We start from the raw sequence: 15,772 nt of genomic DNA, 5'->3' as shown, positions 1-15,772 counted from the left end.
GGTCGCGACGAGCTCTCGCATTGTCTCCCGTACGACTGTCAGGATGGGACCATGCGTCAGCTGTACATCGGCGGCTCCTGGACCGCTTCGGCATCGGACGAGCCCATCGAGGTCGTCAACCCGGCCACGGAAGAGATCATCGACCGGGTGCCGGCGGGCTCACCCGACGATGTCGAAGCGGCGGTCGAAGCCGCCCGGCGAGCGTTCCCGGCCTGGTCGCAGAGCGCCGCCGCCGAGCGTGGCAAGCTGCTCGGCGAAGCGGCCGAGCTGCTGAAACAGCGCTCGCAGGAGATGGCCGAGACGATCGCGACCGACATGGGCTCCCCGCTGGCCTTCGCGCTCAGGGTGCAGACCCTCATGCCGGCCACCGTCCTGAGCTCCTACGCCCAGCTGGCCGAGAGCCATCCCCGCGAGACCCGGGTCGGCAACTCACTGGTGGTGAAGGAGCCGGTCGGGGTCGTCGCCGCGATCACCCCGTGGAACTACCCGCTGCACCAGATCGTCTGCAAGGTGGCCCCCGCGCTGGCCGCCGGCTGCACCGTGGTGCTCAAGCCGAGCGAGGTGGCGCCGCTGGCCGCGTACGCGCTGGCGGAGATCTTCGACGAGGTGGGCCTGCCGCCGGGCGTGTTCAACCTGGTCAGCGGGCGCGGCCCGGTCGTCGGCGAGGCCATGGCCGCCCACCCCGACGTCGACATGGTCTCCTTCACCGGCTCCACCGCCGCCGGCCGCCGGGTCGCGGCGCTGGCCGCCGAGACGGTCAAGAAGGTCGCGCTGGAGCTCGGCGGCAAGTCGGCCAACATCATCCTGCCCGACGCCGACCTCGACCTCGCCGTCAAGGTGGGCGTCGCCAACTGCTTCGTCAACGCCGGCCAGACGTGCTCGGCCTGGTCGCGCATGCTCGTCCACCGCGACCGCTACGACGAGGCCGTGCGCCTGGCCGTCGAGCTGGCGCATGGCTACCGCGTCGGCGACCCGTTCGACGAGTCCACCAAGATCGGCCCGCTGGTGTCGGCGGTCCAGCGCGACCGCGTCGTCCGCTACATCAACCGGGGCCAGGAAGAGGGCGCCAGGCTGGTGACCGGCGGCACCGAACGGCCGCACGAGCGCGGCTTCTACGTCGAGCCGACCGTCTTCGCCGGTGTGGAGCCCGGCATGACGATCGAGCAGGAGGAGATCTTCGGGCCGGTCCTGTCGCTGATCCCGTACACCACGGAGGAGCAGGCCGTGCAGATCGCCAACGGCACGAAGTACGGCCTGGCCGGCGCCGTCTGGGCGGCCACCGAGGACCGCGCGCTCGCGGTCGCCCGCCGGTTGCGCACCGGCCAGGTCGCCGTCAACGGCGGCCGGTTCAACCCCCTCGCCCCCTTCGGCGGCTACAAGCAGTCGGGCGTCGGGCGCGAGCTCGGCGAACACGGACTCGAGGAGTACCTGGAGGTCAAGGCGCTGCAGCTGTAGCGCTCGCGGGCGCGGCGGGTGTGGGGCTCGCCGCACCGCGGCAGCCGTCACGCCGTCACACGTACAGGCCGCCGGTCGCCAGGAGGTTCTGCCCGGTGACCCAGCGCCCGTCGGGGCCGGCCAGGAACGCCACCACCGAGGCGATGTCGTCGGGACGGCCCAGCCGCCCCAGCGCGGTGAACGCCGGCGTGCGCTCCAGCGCCTCCGGCGGGTTGGCGCCCCGCAGCAGGTCGGTGTCGGTGGCGCCGGAGGAGACGGTGTTGACCGTGATGCCGCGCCCGCCCAGCTCGCGCGAGACCACCTTGGTGAACTGCTCGACGGCCCCCTTGCTGCCGCAGTAGAGCGACAGGCCGGGCGCGGGCACCTTGGTGTTGAGCGTGGACACGGTGATGATGCGCCCGCCGTCGCGCATCACCCGCGCCGCCCACCGCAGGGCCAGGAAGACCGAGCTGGTGTTGACCGCGAACACCCGGTCGTAGTCGTCGTCGGTGAGGTCGGCGACGGGTTTGTGCCCCTCGCCGGTGGCGGCGTTGTTGACCAGGATGTCGAGGCCCGGCAGCCGCGCCTCCGCCTCGGCGAACAACCGCTCCAGATCGGCCCTGCTCCCCAGATCGGCGCGTACGGCGTGCGCGCCCGTCGACTCGGCGACCTTCCGCGCCGCCTCCTCGGAGCTGCGGTAGCAGAAGACGACCTGCGCGCCGTCACGGGTGAGCCGCTCCACGACGGCCCTGCCGATGCCCCGGGATCCGCCGGTGACCACCGCGCCCTTGCCGGAAAGTACGCTCATGCCGCCAACCTACGCGCGCAACATGATCGAGCGGGCCTCGTTTCGCGGCAGGCGATCGATGTACAGCTTGCCGTCGAGGTGCTCGGTCTCGTGCTGGAAGCAGCGGGCGAGCGAGCCGCGCGCCTTGACGCGCACCGGCCGCTGCAGCCGGTCGATGCCCTCGACGGTCACGCCCGCGGCGCGACCGACGGTCGCGTAGATCGGCCGGCGCGTCCGGCGGTCGGGCACCGACAGGCAGCCCTCCTCGTCGAGCACCTCCTCCGGGTCGTCCACGGTCAGGACCGGGTTGATCACATGGCCCTTGCGCCCGCTGATGTCGTAGACGAACAGCCGGCGGGAGACCCCGATCTGGGGGCCGGCCAGGCCCACGCCCTGGACCGCGTACATGGCCTCGAACATCTCGTCGATCAGCCGGCGCAGCTCGCGGTCGAAGTCCGTCACCGGCTCGGCGGGCGTGCGCAGGACCGGGTCGCCGATGATGCGGATCTCTCGCATGGCTCTCTGCTTCCGTAAGGACTGGATTGGCGTACAGGCCCTTACTCTAGTCGGCGAGCCGCATCGCCGGGGCTGTGGAAGACTGGAGACGTGCGTGTCTACATCGGAGCCGACCATGCCGGCTATGAGCTGAAGAACCACCTGGTGTCCTGGTTGAAGGACCACGGCCACGAGGTGATCGACTGCGGTCCCTTCGTCTACGACGCCGAGGACGACTATCCCGCGTTCGTGCTGCGGGCGGCCGAGGGCGTGGCGGGCGACCCCGGCAGCCTCGGCGTGGTCATCGGAGGATCGGGCAACGGCGAGCAGATCGCCGCCAACAAGGTGCGCGGCATCCGCGCCGCGCTGGCCTGGAGCGACGACACCGCCCGCCTGGGCCGCGAGCACAACAACGCCAACGTCGTCAGCGTCGGCGCCCGCATGCACTCCACCGACGAGGCCACCCGCTTCGTGGAGATCTTCCTCAACACCGCCTTCTCCGGCGGTGAGCGCCACAGCCGGCGGATCGCCCAGCTCACCAGCTACGAGACGATCGGCCAGCTGCCCTCGCTGCCCTAACCCTTGCGCCGGGAATCGCGCCTCGGCATCTCGTCGCGCAGGGGCCGCCGATCGGCGGCCTCCTGCTGCTCCTTCGACGGCCGCGAAACGTCGCGGGCGCGCATGGCGACGACCGCGGTGATCTGAAGACTCTGCAGCGCCATGACCCGACACTACGCCGGAATCAGGCCCCGCGCTCTCAGAAGGTCAGCCCGCACCACGGCTTCGGGCTCCACGACAGGGCGGCGGCCAGTGCCCGCACCGCGCCGGGGGAGTGCTCGCGCAGCAGCCCCGCCTGCAGCCCCTCACCGAGCCGGCCGTCGCCCAGGTACGCCGACCCCAGCGCGGCCACCGGCAGCGTCACGTCCGGCGCGTCGTCCACCGGACGGCACACCGCTCCCGACGGGCCGGCGGTGAGCCGCCTGCGCCCCGCGTTCCACGGGCACACGTCGTCCTCGATCTCGAGCACCACGTCCACGGGCACCGCGTACGCGCGGGAGGCGAGCGCCTGGTCCACGTCGACCAGGCGTACCCACAGCTCGTCCGTCACCTCGGCGCGCAGCCGGCGCTGGTCGGCCAGCAGCGCGATGAGCGGGTCGTCCACCGGGCGGCCGCCCACCTCCACGCGGGAGACCAGGTCGCGTTCGAGCACGCTGCGCCACAGCAGGGCGTAGGCCGCGGGGTCGGCCGCCTCCAGCTCCTGGAGCTTCAGCTCGCCGTCGGGCAGGCCGTGGGCGTCCCAGGACATCTTCACGCGGAAGAGGGCGTAACCGCGCACACCGCCGTCGTCCTCGGCCAGCACCGAGCGCAGCGGGCCCGCCCCGCGCTGGTCGTACTCCTCGTCGGCCAGCACGGAGTCCCAGACCGTCTCGGGGCGCTCGTAGCGGCCGGGGCGGCGGGTCACGACGGAGGCGAACAACTTCTCCAGGTCGGCGCGGACGTCGGCGGGCCTGACGACCCTGAGCCTGAGCGAGGGGTCCTGCGGCCAGTCGCGCACGAACGCCGCATCGGGCTTGCGCAGGTGGAACGAGAGCTCGCTGCTGGCCCGGCCGTAGCCGTAGCGGCCGTAGATGGAGGCTTCGGAGGCGTAGAGGGCGGCGACGTGCTCGCCGCGCTCACGCACGTCGGCGAGCTGCCTGCGCATCAGGGACGACAGCACGCCCCGGCGCCGGTGGGACGGCAGCACGCTGACCGAGGTGACTCCCGCGACCGGCAGCGGCCCGCCCGGGACGGTCATCGTGAGGCTGAAGGCGGAGGCCGCTCCGACCAGCTGGTCGCCGTCGAAGGAGCCGATCGTGCGGTCGAACTCGGTCTGCGCCTTGAAGCGCGCGGACTGCTCGGGATGCGGCGTCCAGCCGAACGCCTCTTCGAGGACGCGGGTGAGGTCCGGCCACTCGGACTCGGCGATCGGACGGATGGGAAACGTCATCTGTCCACGGTAGGAGCGGGCAAAGCGGGTGGGCCACCGAATATCCGTGCTTAGCGATCAAGGCGTTGGTCAAGTGGGCTGCCCAAACATGGGTGAGACCGATACAGTCAGGCGCATCATGAGTTCCCGTACGGCGCCGCTGATCCCGCCCCGGGTCCGCGCCGTACTGGTGCGGGTTCCTTTTCTGGTGCCTGTAGTCCGGGTTGTCCGACGGGTGCTGCTGGCCCGCGACCGCAACCTGCTCATCACCCTCATCACGCTGGCCCTGGTCATCGGCGTGCTCGCGGCCGAGGTCTCGACCGCGTGGTTCTCGCCGTCGCTGCTCATCCTCGTCACCCTGGTCGGCGGGCTCCAGCTCCGGCTGCGCAGCCTCGTCAAGCTCCTGGTGGGCGTGGGCGCCTCGCTCGGCTACATCGCCCTCACCCTGGGGGCCGACCGGATCGGCCTGGGCCTGACCGTCACCATCGTCTTCACCACCGTGCTCGCCGTGCTCATGGCCCGCACCAGAGGCAAGCTCGGCGTGCAGGGGCTGCGCGGCGACGCGATGCTGCTGGAGCTGCGCGACCGGCTCAAGAGCCAGGGTGAGCTGCCGCCGCTGCCGAAGGACTGGGGCGGCAAGGTGGTGCTCAAGCAGGCGGGCGGGTCGTCGTTCGGCGGCGACTTCCTCGTCTCCATGCGCGACGGCGACTCCGTGGAGATCGCGCTGGTCGACGTCTCCGGCAAGGGCGTCGACGCCGGCACCAGGGCGCTGCTGCTGTCGGGCACGTTCGGCGGGCTGCTCGGCTCCGTCGACGACTTCCTGCCCGCGTGCAACGCCTACCTGCACCGCCAGCGCGCCGACGAGGGCTTCGTGACCGCGGTTCACGTACGCCTCGACCTGGCGACCGGCGACTACACGATCACCTCGGCCGGGCATCCGCCGGTGGTGAAGTTCGACGCCGGCACGGGCAACTGGCAGACCGCCTCGGCCAAGGGCGTCGTGCTCGGCGTCGTGCCCGACCTGCACTGCGAGCCCGACAGCGGCACCCTGCGCAAGGGCGACGCGCTGCTGCTCTACACCGACGGGCTGATCGAGCAGCCGGGGCGCGACATCGACGCCGGGCTCGACCGGCTGCTCGGCGAGGCCGAGCGGCTGCTGCCGTCGGGCTTCCGCGACGGCGCCCGTGCGCTGGTCAACGCCATGGCCTCGGGCCACAACGACGACTGCGCGCTGGTGCTCATCTGGCGCCCATGACGTTTCACACGGGTCAGGTCGTGATGACGGTCACTGGCCGCGGGCTCGGCCTGCCTGAAATCCTCTAGGACGTCGGGCTCCGGTGGAGCGGCGCGGCTCCACCGGAGCCCTTCACAACCACCCGTAGTCACTGGCGATGCGCACGGCGTCGAGCCGGTTGCGCGCGCCGGTCTTGCACATGATCCGCGACAGGTGGTTGCGGACGGTGCCGACCGACAGGAAGAGCTCGTCGGCGATCTCCGCGGAACGCGCGCCGCCCGCGGCGATGCGCAGCACGTCGAGCTCCCGCCTGGTCAGCGGGTTCGTCGCGCACTTGAGCGCGGCCAGGGCGACCTCCGCCTCGATGGCCCGGTGTCCGGCGGCGACCTGGCGTACGCCCTCCGTGAGGCGCTCCGGCGCCACGCACAGGCTCATGAACCCCAGCGCCGGCCCGGCCAGCGCCTCGCGCACCTGAGCGGGGTTGGGGTGGGCCGACAGGATGAGCACGCGGCACCGGGGCACCTGCTCGGCGAGCAGGCCGGCCGCGGGAGGGCCGGGCAGTCCGAGGTCGACGACGGCCACGTGGGCCCGCCCGGCCAGCGCCGCGCCGACCACCTCGTCCGCGTGCCCGACCTCGGCGACGACACTCAGGTCGGGCTCGGCCTCGAGGGTGGCGAGCAGGCCACGGCGTACCAAGAGCAGGTGTTCGGCGATGAGTATCCGGATCAAGACGTCCCCCTCAGTCGTCTCCCAGGGTGATCGTTTGATTGCGTACTGTCAATGCTTCCTCAAGTCGGGCAGCCGTGGGGTGTGCGGGTTTCGACTACTCTGGGGACACCGGACTCCTCGTCCTCCCTGTCGTCTGCCTGGAGCGCGCCTAGATGAACTGGCTCTACGTCGTGGGGATCGTCCTCTTCCTCCTCGGCCTGATGTTCTCCATCGCGCTGCACGAGCTCGGCCACCTCGTGCCGGCCAAGCTCTTCGGGGTGCGGGTGACCCAGTACATGGTGGGCTTCGGCTCCACGGCCTGGTCACGGCGGAAGGGCGAGACCGAGTACGGCATCAAGTGGATCCCGTTCGGCGGCTACATCCGCATGATCGGCATGCTGCCGCCGCGGCCGGGCGACGACCCGACCAAGGTCCGGAGCACCGCGACGGGGCCGTTCCAGGGCCTCATCGAGTCGGCTCGCGAGGCCGCGCAGGAAGAGGTGCGGCCGGGCGACGAGGACCGGGTCTTCTACCGCAAGAAGTGGTGGCAGAAGGTCATCATCATGTCCGGCGGGCCGCTGATGAACTTCGTGCTCGCGTTCGTGTTCTTCAGCATCCTGCTCGTCGGCATCGGCCTGCACACCTGGGTGCCGATCGTCTCGCCCGAGACCGGCACGTGCGTCATCCCGGTCAGCGAGCAGCGCACCGAGTGCCGGCCCAGCGACCCGCCCACACCCGCCGCGCAGGCCGGCCTGAAGCCCGGCGACCGCCTGGTCTCCTTCGACGGCCAGAAGATCGGCTCCTGGGACGACGCGACCCGCCTGATCCGCTCCCACGGCGCCGGCGCCGTGCAGCTCGGCATCGTCCGCGACGGCAAGCCCATGACGCTGGGCGTCACGCTCATCGCCCAGGACCGCCCCAACCCCGACGACCCCGGGAGGATCGACAAGAACGTCGGCTTCCTCGGCGTGCTGCCCACCCAGGTCATGGAGAAGCAGAGCATGGGCCAGGTCGTCGGCTACATGGGCGAGCTGACGGCCAGGGTGGCGGGTTCGCTGCTCAACCTGCCGGAGAAGATGGTCGGCGTCTGGCACGCGGCCTTCTCCGGTGAGGAGCGCGACCCCGAGGGCCCGGTGGGCGTGGTCGGCGCGGGCCGCATGGGCGGTGAGATCCTCGCCTCCGACCTGTCGGCCGAGAACAAGATCGCCATCTTCGTCAACCTGCTGGCAGGCTTCAACCTCGCGATCGGCATGTTCAACCTCATCCCGCTGCTCCCGCTCGACGGCGGCCACATCGCGGGCGGCCTGTGGGAGGGCGTCAAGCGGGCGTACGCCAAGATCATGCGGCGGCCGGAGCCCAGCTACGTGGACATCGCGAAGGTGCTACCGCTGACGTACGCGATCGCGGTCCTCATGATGATCATGGCGGGCCTGCTCGTCTACGCCGACCTGGTCAACCCGCTCACCCTGACGAACTGACGCCGCCGTGGACGCGCTCGACCGGTTGCGCGCCCTCTGCCTGGCGCTGCCCGAGACCACCGAACGCCTCTCCCACGGGGAGCCGGTGTGGTTCGTCCGCGGCAAGAAGGCGTTCGTGATGTTCGCCGACCACCACCACGACGACCGCCGGGCCTTCTGGTGCGCGGCGCCCGCGGGCGCGCAGGAGGCGCTGGTGGGCGGCGACCCCGAGCGCTTCTTCCGCCCGCCGTACGTCGGGCACCGGGGCTGGCTCGGCGTCTACCTCGATGTGCCGGAGGTCGACTGGGACGAGGTGGCGGAGCTGGTCGCCGACGCCTACCGCCAGATCGCCCCCAAGTCACTGATCGCCCGGTTGCCCTGACGCGTACCGACCGGCAGGAGGGTCGTCATCCCGCGCACGGAGAAGGAGGCCCATGGACTGCGTGTTTTGTGACATTTTGGACGGCAAAGAGCGCGACGTGCGCAGGGTCGGCACCGTCGCGTGCTTCCCCTCCGCCTATGCCGTCACCGAAGGGCATCACCTGGTCATCCCCGTTCGCCACGTGGAGACCTTCTTCGACATGTCACCTCCCGAGACGGAGGACACGCGGGCCGCGCTGCACCTCCTCCGCGAGGAGCTTTCGCGACAGGACGCGAGCATCGACGGCTTCAACATCGGCATGAACTGCGGGACCTCGGCGGGTCAGTCGATATTCCACGCGCACACGCATCTGATCCCGCGCCGGACCGGCGACGTCGAGAACCCACGCGGCGGCGTACGCGCGGTCATCCCGTCACGCCGCGAGTACTGAGCCCTTCTCATCCTCCCTCGAAGCGCCCTGAGCCACTGCGGACTCAGTTCATCGAGATGTGATGAAGCCACGATCATGACCTGGCGGAGTGTCTGAACCACCGTGCTGACCTGACGATGGTTGTCTCGGTGGTTCTCAACGTTTTGTGACTGATCGCGGCGTCATGTGCCCTGACTGTGCCCTCAGGTCCTGCCAGCCGCGTTACGCGGAGGGGATCGACACGGCCGTGGGCGCGACGAGGTCGTGAGCGGAACGGGCCAGCCAGACCACGGCCAGGACACCGGCGACCGCCACAACGTCGTCGTAAACCTCCAGCGGCACCCCGCTCAGCCCGCCCGCCATCGTGAGCACGAGGGGCAGGACCATAGCGAGGATGCCGTACTTGACGGTGGCCCGCTGGAAGCGGTCGTTGTCCCACTGCGCCCGCAGGACCAACACGTTCCAGATCAACGACCCGAGGCCGGCGACCAACGCGAGAGCTCCGATTGGGTGCCCGAACAACGCCAACCCCAAGCCGACGGCGGCGCACCCATATCCCAGGATGCCGCTGACATGCAGGATGAGGATATGTCTTCGGGTGCGTCCCACGACCGGAGAGAGCAGGAGTACGACCCCAAACATCGGCAGGAGCGTCACCAGCATCCCCCACAAGGACCAGGTCGTCAGGAACGGATTGACCAGAGATGACGCCGCCGCGACGTACAGCGCCACGCGCAACCGCCGCGTGTCCCGGTCCTGCTCCGCCGGCGGCCCGGTCAGCGGCCCGCGCAGGCACTCCCACAACGCCCAGGCCACCACCAGTCCCGCCAGGGTCAGCAGGACCACGTTCGGCCACGTCACCTGGACGCTCGCGTCCGGTGCCACGAACAACGTCAACCACCACAACGCGCCGAGGTCGCCAGCACCCAGTGCGACCACCACGGCGACGGCCACCGCGAAAAGGTAGACGCCTGTGACTATGAGGGCGGGAACGCCTAAACGGTGACGACGGAGCACGTGACACTTCCCGGAGGAGAGCAAGGGGGGCGGGACGCCTCACCCTAGCGAGCCGGGCACCCGCAGTCACGTGCGGGCCTCCCCGGAGGTCGGCATGACGAGCGGCCCCTTGCCTTGATCCAGGAAGGGAACCTGAGTGGTGTGTGCCTCAGCCTCAACCGAACTCCCGCGATAGGACTCGAACCAGCTGCCCGCTGTTTGGATCAGTTCACGGCGGTCCGGACATGATGTCGACCCAGCCACCCGGGTCCAGATCCGTTCAGGACCGTTCACCTGGCGTGGCACCCGCATTGGCTCCCCTTTGGGCGCTCAGCCAATCACGCTCTTGACGCGGGACCAACCCCTACATGACGGGCCAGCCTGTCGGCCGGGTTTTGTTCTACGCGCCGATCCACAGGTCTCGACATGCCTCGGGTGAGTGGCCACTCACGTCACTCCATCCAACGGGCAGCGGCCTCATAGGTAGTTTCCGGGGTGCTGTTGAACGCGATGGCCGCATTGGGTGCGTGCCGCCGGATCAAGTTGATCACCTGCTCAAGTAGTTCAACTCGATCGTCCGAGTGCCGCAGACCACCACCGACAGTCACGCATTCCCACGGATGGGCTTGCAACGCATTCCCGACGACGGCTTCCACGTCGTCACTTCCATCCAGGCCAATCAGGCAGGCCTCAACGCCCACGCCATGTTCTGCGAACTTGGCCAACCCCGCCTCGATCGCCTCGGCCACCGGCTCGGGGTCCCACGGCCCGGGCACCCGGTGCGGATCGAGCCCGATGACGAGCACGCGGGGTGAAGCAGCGGCGTCCACGCCTGCATGATACTTGTCGAACGACTCGACAAATCATGAGGCGACGCTCAAGCCGCGTGCGCCGATCCACAGGTTTACTATTGCTCGACCAGATCACCGCCGACGTGCTACTGGTACTCTCTGCCGCTGCTGACTCCTTGACCCCCAGTCACAGATCATCAGCGCCTGAACTGGTCTTTGCCCTGGTAGACGGACGTCTCAGTGTGCAGGGCTGTGCACCGGTGAGCGGGGCGATGCGCCCCGGATGTCACCCAGTTCGTCACTCGGTCTTTCGGACGTGATCTGCCTGCCTTGTGAGCTGACTCGAATAGGCGTTCATGCAGATACCTGGCCAGTCTGACTCAGAGGCTTGGTCCAAGATGCCGGCGGGCGGCTCAAGTGCCCTCGATGTGCCCTGAGCCACCCTGCCTGGACTGAACAAGCAGGTAGAGGCCCTGTCGCCTTAGTTCATCGAGATGTGGACGTGGTCGTAGTGGTTCTCGGTGACGCTGCCGCGGTCCGCCATCGCGCGCCAGCCGGAGCCCTGGTTGATGCGCTGCTTCCAGATCACGTACTTGACGCCGAGCTTGTCCTTGTTCTCGATGGCCCAGGCGGCGATCCGGTCGCCGAGGGCGTTGTTGGCGGCGGTGGGCATCGCGCCGCCGGCGCTCATCATGAAGTCGCACGCCCGCCCCAGCGGATGCTCGCCGCTCGATCCCGAGCGGAAGCAGCCCACCGCGAACGGCAGCGCGAAGTTCTTCTCCACCTGCTGCTTCATCAGCCGCGTGCGGGCGGTGATGTTGTCGGAGCCGGTGGGCAGCTCGGGCGCCCAGGAGCCGTCGGAGTTGCGTCCGGTCCCGTACGGGACGAGGTCCTCGAGCTTCTCCTCGATGTCGTCGATGACGTCCTCGGCCTCGTCACGCCGGTCGGCCACCTCGGCGGCGTCGGCGCCGATCTGCCGCGCCAGCGCGGCGGCCTCCTCGCTGGCCTTCTTCTTCTCGTCGCGCGCCCTGGCGATGCCCTGCACGACGGCCTGCTGCTCGGCCGTGAGCTGTTCGAGCAGGGCGATGTCGGAGGTGCTGGTCGGCAGCAGCATGCCGGCCAGGGACGGGTCGGCGTTCTGGTAGCGCAGCCGGGCGATCTCGGCCACCCGCTGCTCGGCGGTCGCGAGCGTCTGCTCGGCGGTGGCCAGCCGTTCCTTGGCCGTCTGGGCGGCCTCACGGGCCTTGGCCAGCTCGACCCGCTTGAGGTTGTAGGTCTCGATGAGCTTGTCGACCTTGGTGTTGAGCCGTTTGAGCTGGGCGCGCAGCTGCGCCTCCGTCGGTTTGGGGGCGGCCGAGGCCGGTGCCGCCGGCAGGACGGCGACGGCTGCCGCGGTGACGAGGCCAAGGGCGAAAATCGCGGGGGACGAAGCCGCCACGTGGTGTTCCTCTCCCTCTTGCCGGCCGGGTTAGCTGACGGGTTCGGGCATGGGAGGCGCGTCCCTACCACCGAAGTGGATTCACCCCAGTGCGGATTGGGTCCCCGGCTCCCGGGCGACGCGCCCGGGATTAGGCGATGCACCGGCTGTTACGGCCGGTGCATAAGGGGATATTAGTGGTAGATCACGAGTCATGCGACCTTAAGTAGAAATCTATTAGTGATCTACTTGTGATCGAAGCATGCGTGCGGCCTCCTCCGGCCGTACGTCGTTGACGAACGCGCCCATCGCCGACTCCGAGCCCGCCAGGAACTTGAGCTTGCCCGGCGCCCGCCGGATGCTGAACAGCTCCAGGTGCAGGTAGGCCAGCTCGCGCCCGTGCCGCACCGGCGCCTGGTGCCAGGCCGAGATGTACGGCATCACGACCCCGAACAGCCCGTCGAACGCCCGCAGCACCGAGGTGTACAGGGGAGCGAACCCCGCCCGCTCCTCCTCGGTGAGCGCGGGCAGGTCGGGCACCTGCCGGTGGGGGTAGATGTGCACCTCGAACGGCCAGCGCGCGGCGGCCGGCACGAACGCCGTCCACAACTCGTTGGCGGCCACCACCCGCGTGCCCGCCTTCCGCTCGGCCGCCAGCACGTCGGCGAACAGGTTGCCGTCGTAGCGGCTCGCGGCGCCGAGCTGCTGCCTGGTCCTCGGGGTGACGTACGGGTAGGCGTAGATCTGGCCGTGCGGGTGGGAGATCGTGATGCCGATCTCCTCGCCCCGGTTCTCGAAGCAGAAGACCTGCTCCACGCCCTCGATCCCGGACAGCTCGGCCGTCCGGTCGGCCCACGCCTCCATGACGAGCTCCACCTGCTCGTTCGAGAGCTTGGAGAACGAGGAGGAGTGGTCAGAGGTGAAGCACACCACCTCACACCGCCCCACCCCCGGACGGACCTCACTCAGCCCGCCCACATCCTCATAAGTGCCGAGATTTCCGGAAAAGGAGGGGAAGCGGTTCTCGAACACCACCACGTCGTAGTCGTGCGCCGGGATCTCGGTCGAGTGGCTGTCGGTCGACGGGCACAGCGGGCACTCCGCGACGCCCCCGGTCGGCAGGAACGTCCGCGTCTGCCGGTGCCCGGCGATCGCGATCCACTCCTCGGTCAGCGGGTCGTAGCGCAACTCCGAGGCCACCGGCCGGGGGTCGAGCGTCCGGCGGTCGATCGCACTGCGGTCGGCGTCGTCGCGCCGGTCGAAGTAGATCAGCTCTCGGCCGTCGGCCAGGTGGGTGATGGTGCGCTTCAAGACGAGCCCTCCGCGATGATCAGTTCTCCGGCCCGTTCGGCCAGCTCGGTGCGTGCGTCCTCGGGCAGGCCCGCGTCGGTGACGACGACGTCGGCCTCGCTCAGCTCGGCGATGGTGCTGATGCCGACGGTGTTCCACTTGGTGTGGTCGGCGGGGACGACCAGCCGGTGCGCGGCCGCCACCAGCTCCCGGTCGGTCTCCGACTCCAGCAGGTTGGGCGTGGTGAACCCGGCGCGTACGCTCATCCCGTGCACGCCCAGGAAGAGCGTGTCGACGTGCAGGCGGCGGATCGCGGCCACGGCCACCGGCCCCACCAGCGCGTCCGACGGAGTGCGTACGCCGCCCGTCAGCACCACCGTGCGGTCGGGACGCGGATTGCGGTGGAAGACCTCGGCGACCGGGATCGAGTTGGTGATCACTGTCAGCTCGGGCACGCCGATCAGGTGGTTGGCCAACGCCCAGGTGGTGGTGCCGGCCGACAGCGCCACGGCCGTGCCCGGCCGCACGAGCTTGGCGGCCTCGCGGGCGATGGCCTCCTTCTCCTGCTGCTGGCGGGCGGACTTGGCGGTGAACCCGGGCTCCTCGGTGGAGCCGGGCCCGACGGCGGTCGCGCCGCCGTGCACCTTCTCCAGCAGCCCGCGCTCGGCCAGCACCTCGAGGTCGCGGCGAATGGTCATGTCGGAGACGCCGAGCTCGCGTACGAGGTCGGCCACGCGGACGCCACCGTGGGTGCGTACGCGCTCGAGGATCGCCTGCTGCCGCTGCTGTGCGAGCACGCCCGCTCCTTCCAACAGATTCCACCAAATTATGACACGTAATTGTTGAGGAATGTTAGTTCAGGTTGAGGCGCTTGCGCAGGTCGATCGAGGAGATAGACGGTGGTGACACCGTGTACCCGATCACCGGAGGCGAGCTCATGGCGAGACGCGCACGCAAGGGCAGGGCACGCAAGAAGAAGAAGGCCAACCACGGCAAGCGTCCCACGGCCAGGTGACGTCGGCGGGGGCGGGCCCGGGCCCGCCCCCGCCGCCGGTCAGCCGGGAAGCTCGGTCAGCGCCTGCTCGATGCGCTCCTGGGGCAGCGTGTAGTCCTCCAGTCGTCCGGCCAGATGACGGTCGTACGCGCCCATGTCGAAGTGACCGTGGCCGCACAACGCGGTCAGGATGACCTTCTCCTCGCCGCTCTCCTTGCAGCGCAGCGCCTCGGCGATGGTCTCGGCCAGCGCGTGCGTGGGCTCGGGCGCGGGCACGATGCCCTCGGTCCTGGCGAAGCGGATGCCGGCCTCGAAACACTCGCTCTGCGAACGGGTGACCGCCTCGAACAGGCCCAGCTCGTACATGTGCGACAGCAGCGGCGCCATCCCGTGGTAGCGCAGGCCGCCCGCGTGGATCGGGTCCGGCACGAACGAGTGGCCGAGGGTGTGCATCTTGAGCAGCGGCGTCAGGCCGGCGGTGTCGCCGAAGTCGTAGGCGTACACGCCGCGGGTGAACGACGGGCAGGCCGCCGGCTCGACCGCGCGGAACACCGTCTGGATCTTCCCGGCCAGCTTGTCGCGCAGGAACGGGAAGGCGAGGCCGGCGAAGTTCGAGCCGCCGCCGGTGCAGCCGATGACCAGGTCGGGCATCTCCGGGAGCTGGGCGAGCGCCTCCTCGCCGATGACCGTCTGGTGCATGAGCACGTGGTTGAGCACCGAGCCGAGCGCGTACCGGGCGTCGGGCGTGGCGGCGGCCACCTCGACGGCCTCGCTGATGGCGATGCCCAGGCTGCCGGGCGAGTCGGGGTCGTCGGCCAGGGCCTTGCTGCCCGCTCCGGTGATGGGGGAGGGGCTCGCGTGCACCGTGGCGCCGTACACCTGCATGAGCGAGCGCCGGTACGGCTTCTGGTCGTACGACGCCCGTACCATCCAGATCTGGCATTCCATCCCGAACTGCGCGCACGCGAACGCCAGGGCCGACCCCCACTGACCGGCGCCCGTCTCGGTGGTGAGCAGCCGCACACCCTCCTTGGCGTTGTAGTACGCCTGCGGCACGGCCGTGTTCGGCTTGTGGGACCCGGCGGGGGAGACGCCCTCGTACTTGTAGTAGATCCTGGCGGGCGTGCCCAGGGCCTTCTCCAGCCGGTGGGCCCGGATGAGCGGCGTCGGCCGCCACAGGCGGTAGACGTCCAGCACCTCCTGCGGGATCGGGACGTACCGCTCGGCGCTCACCTCCTGCCCGATCAGCTCCATCGGGAAGAGCGGCGCGAGGTCGTCCGGGCCTATGGGCTGCCGGGTGGCGGGGTGCAGCGGCGGAGGCGGCGGCGCCGGCAGATCGGGAACGATGTTGTACCAGTTGCTGGGCATCATCGCTTCAGTCTGCGCCGGTTGCCCGCCGCGTTCCAGACAGA

General features: G+C 69.9%; 18 protein-coding genes and 1 riboswitch. Of the genes, 7 read left to right on the top strand and 11 right to left on the bottom strand.

Features of this window, described 5'->3' with window-relative positions; translation table 11 throughout:
- Nucleotides 1-51 precede the first annotated feature (51 nt).
- Nucleotides 52-1,455: an aldehyde dehydrogenase family protein gene (locus C1J01_RS14690; protein ID WP_111179517.1), complete on the top strand. Its 1,404-nt coding sequence runs from the start codon at nucleotides 52-54 to the stop codon at nucleotides 1,453-1,455.
- 55 nt (nucleotides 1,456-1,510) lie between these two features.
- On the opposite strand, the gene C1J01_RS14685 is transcribed toward C1J01_RS14690, so the two are convergent.
- Both C1J01_RS14685 and def read right to left on the bottom strand, forming a co-directional pair.
- Entirely contained in the window at nucleotides 1,511-2,242 is a 732-nt protein-coding gene (locus C1J01_RS14685; protein WP_111179516.1) for an SDR family oxidoreductase, read from the bottom strand.
- Between the two features lie 9 nt (nucleotides 2,243-2,251).
- Nucleotides 2,252-2,737, bottom strand: coding sequence for a peptide deformylase (gene def / locus C1J01_RS14680; protein ID WP_111179515.1), 486 nt, complete (start codon nucleotides 2,735-2,737; stop codon nucleotides 2,252-2,254).
- Between the two features lie 90 nt (nucleotides 2,738-2,827).
- Here def and C1J01_RS14675 point away from each other — a divergent pair, with 90 nt between their 5' ends.
- Nucleotides 2,828-3,295: a ribose-5-phosphate isomerase gene (locus C1J01_RS14675; protein ID WP_111179514.1), complete on the top strand. Its 468-nt coding sequence runs from the start codon at nucleotides 2,828-2,830 to the stop codon at nucleotides 3,293-3,295.
- Here the strand turns inward: C1J01_RS14675 and C1J01_RS49830 are convergent.
- Nucleotides 3,292-3,438, bottom strand: coding sequence for a hypothetical protein (locus C1J01_RS49830; RefSeq protein ID WP_181448750.1), 147 nt, complete (start codon nucleotides 3,436-3,438; stop codon nucleotides 3,292-3,294). The genes C1J01_RS14675 and C1J01_RS49830 overlap by 4 nt on opposite strands.
- A gap of 35 nt (nucleotides 3,439-3,473) precedes the next feature.
- Entirely contained in the window at nucleotides 3,474-4,703 is a 1,230-nt protein-coding gene (locus C1J01_RS14670) for a GNAT family N-acetyltransferase (RefSeq protein WP_111179513.1), read from the bottom strand.
- Between the two features lie 118 nt (nucleotides 4,704-4,821).
- On the opposite strand from C1J01_RS14670, the gene C1J01_RS14665 reads away from it, so the two are divergent.
- A complete protein-coding gene (locus C1J01_RS14665; protein ID WP_181448749.1) occupies nucleotides 4,822-5,937 on the top strand; it encodes a PP2C family protein-serine/threonine phosphatase in 1,116 nt (371 codons plus the stop codon).
- A gap of 111 nt (nucleotides 5,938-6,048) precedes the next feature.
- Here C1J01_RS14665 and C1J01_RS14660 read toward each other — a convergent pair whose 3' ends face one another.
- The gene (locus C1J01_RS14660; RefSeq protein ID WP_111179512.1) at nucleotides 6,049-6,645 is read right to left on the bottom strand and encodes a response regulator transcription factor; all 597 of its coding nucleotides are present in this window, start codon (nucleotides 6,643-6,645) and stop codon (nucleotides 6,049-6,051) included.
- 152 nt (nucleotides 6,646-6,797) lie between these two features.
- Here C1J01_RS14660 and C1J01_RS14655 point away from each other — a divergent pair, with 152 nt between their 5' ends.
- Genes C1J01_RS14655 through C1J01_RS14645 form a run of 3 tightly spaced genes read left to right on the top strand, consistent with a single transcriptional unit; the run spans nucleotide 6,798 to nucleotide 8,893 of the window.
- A complete protein-coding gene (locus tag C1J01_RS14655) occupies nucleotides 6,798-8,102 on the top strand; it encodes a M50 family metallopeptidase (RefSeq protein ID WP_111179511.1) in 1,305 nt (434 codons plus the stop codon).
- Between the two features lie 7 nt (nucleotides 8,103-8,109).
- Nucleotides 8,110-8,463: an MmcQ/YjbR family DNA-binding protein gene (locus C1J01_RS14650; protein WP_111179510.1), complete on the top strand. Its 354-nt coding sequence runs from the start codon at nucleotides 8,110-8,112 to the stop codon at nucleotides 8,461-8,463.
- A 52-nt stretch (nucleotides 8,464-8,515) separates the two neighbouring features.
- Nucleotides 8,516-8,893, top strand: a complete 378-nt coding sequence (locus C1J01_RS14645; protein ID WP_111179509.1) for an HIT family protein — start codon at nucleotides 8,516-8,518, stop codon at nucleotides 8,891-8,893.
- A 201-nt stretch (nucleotides 8,894-9,094) separates the two neighbouring features.
- Here C1J01_RS14645 and C1J01_RS14640 read toward each other — a convergent pair whose 3' ends face one another.
- The 5 genes from C1J01_RS14640 to C1J01_RS14620 form a co-directional block, all read right to left on the bottom strand.
- The gene (locus C1J01_RS14640; RefSeq protein ID WP_146615591.1) at nucleotides 9,095-9,826 is read right to left on the bottom strand and encodes a hypothetical protein; all 732 of its coding nucleotides are present in this window, start codon (nucleotides 9,824-9,826) and stop codon (nucleotides 9,095-9,097) included.
- A gap of 494 nt (nucleotides 9,827-10,320) precedes the next feature.
- On the bottom strand, nucleotides 10,321-10,698 hold the full coding sequence (locus C1J01_RS14635; RefSeq protein ID WP_111179507.1) for a hypothetical protein: 378 nt from the start codon (nucleotides 10,696-10,698) through the stop codon (nucleotides 10,321-10,323).
- 442 nt (nucleotides 10,699-11,140) lie between these two features.
- On the bottom strand, nucleotides 11,141-12,097 hold the full coding sequence (locus C1J01_RS14630) for a coiled-coil domain-containing protein (RefSeq protein ID WP_111179506.1): 957 nt from the start codon (nucleotides 12,095-12,097) through the stop codon (nucleotides 11,141-11,143).
- A 4-nt stretch (nucleotides 12,098-12,101) separates the two neighbouring features.
- A riboswitch (cyclic di-AMP (ydaO/yuaA leader) is annotated at nucleotides 12,102-12,244 on the bottom strand.
- A 69-nt stretch (nucleotides 12,245-12,313) separates the two neighbouring features.
- A complete protein-coding gene (gene galT / locus C1J01_RS14625; RefSeq protein ID WP_111179505.1) occupies nucleotides 12,314-13,387 on the bottom strand; it encodes a galactose-1-phosphate uridylyltransferase in 1,074 nt (357 codons plus the stop codon).
- Entirely contained in the window at nucleotides 13,384-14,163 is a 780-nt protein-coding gene (locus C1J01_RS14620) for a DeoR/GlpR family DNA-binding transcription regulator (protein WP_111179504.1), read from the bottom strand. Before C1J01_RS14620 ends, galT begins: the two co-directional genes overlap by 4 nt.
- Before the next feature lie 140 nt (nucleotides 14,164-14,303).
- Here C1J01_RS14620 and C1J01_RS54100 point away from each other — a divergent pair, with 140 nt between their 5' ends.
- Nucleotides 14,304-14,381: a 50S ribosomal protein bL37 gene (locus C1J01_RS54100; protein WP_372513659.1), complete on the top strand. Its 78-nt coding sequence runs from the start codon at nucleotides 14,304-14,306 to the stop codon at nucleotides 14,379-14,381.
- A gap of 39 nt (nucleotides 14,382-14,420) precedes the next feature.
- Here C1J01_RS54100 and C1J01_RS14615 read toward each other — a convergent pair whose 3' ends face one another.
- Nucleotides 14,421-15,731 carry a TrpB-like pyridoxal phosphate-dependent enzyme gene (locus tag C1J01_RS14615; protein WP_111179503.1) on the bottom strand — a complete coding sequence of 437 codons (1,311 nt, stop codon included), beginning with the start codon at nucleotides 15,729-15,731 and terminating at the stop codon, nucleotides 14,421-14,423.
- Nucleotides 15,732-15,772 lie beyond the last annotated feature (41 nt).

Origin of the sequence: Nonomuraea aridisoli (genome assembly GCF_003236395.1) — a bacterium.
In the GTDB taxonomy this organism is placed as follows: domain Bacteria; phylum Actinomycetota; class Actinomycetes; order Streptosporangiales; family Streptosporangiaceae; genus Nonomuraea; species Nonomuraea aridisoli.
Note: the sequence above shows the minus strand (reverse complement) of the source record. Positions and strands in the feature narration are given on the sequence as shown.

Bases quoted from the DNA above. Each gene is read 5' to 3' on its own strand.
- C1J01_RS14690 (WP_111179517.1), top strand. From the start codon at position 52: ATGCGTCAGCTGTACATCGGCGGCTCCTGGACCGCTTCGGCATCGGAC.
- C1J01_RS14685 (WP_111179516.1), bottom strand. From the start codon at position 2,242: ATGAGCGTACTTTCCGGCAAGGGCGCGGTGGTCACCGGCGGATCCCGG.
- def (WP_111179515.1), bottom strand. From the start codon at position 2,737: ATGCGAGAGATCCGCATCATCGGCGACCCGGTCCTGCGCACGCCCGCC.
- C1J01_RS49830 (WP_181448750.1), bottom strand. From the start codon at position 3,438: ATGGCGCTGCAGAGTCTTCAGATCACCGCGGTCGTCGCCATGCGCGCC.
- C1J01_RS14670 (WP_111179513.1), bottom strand. From the start codon at position 4,703: ATGACGTTTCCCATCCGTCCGATCGCCGAGTCCGAGTGGCCGGACCTC.
- C1J01_RS14665 (WP_181448749.1), top strand. From the start codon at position 4,822: ATGAGTTCCCGTACGGCGCCGCTGATCCCGCCCCGGGTCCGCGCCGTA.
- C1J01_RS14655 (WP_111179511.1), top strand. From the start codon at position 6,798: ATGAACTGGCTCTACGTCGTGGGGATCGTCCTCTTCCTCCTCGGCCTG.
- C1J01_RS14645 (WP_111179509.1), top strand. From the start codon at position 8,516: ATGGACTGCGTGTTTTGTGACATTTTGGACGGCAAAGAGCGCGACGTG.
- C1J01_RS54100 (WP_372513659.1), top strand. From the start codon at position 14,304: ATGGCGAGACGCGCACGCAAGGGCAGGGCACGCAAGAAGAAGAAGGCC.
- C1J01_RS14615 (WP_111179503.1), bottom strand. From the start codon at position 15,731: ATGATGCCCAGCAACTGGTACAACATCGTTCCCGATCTGCCGGCGCCG.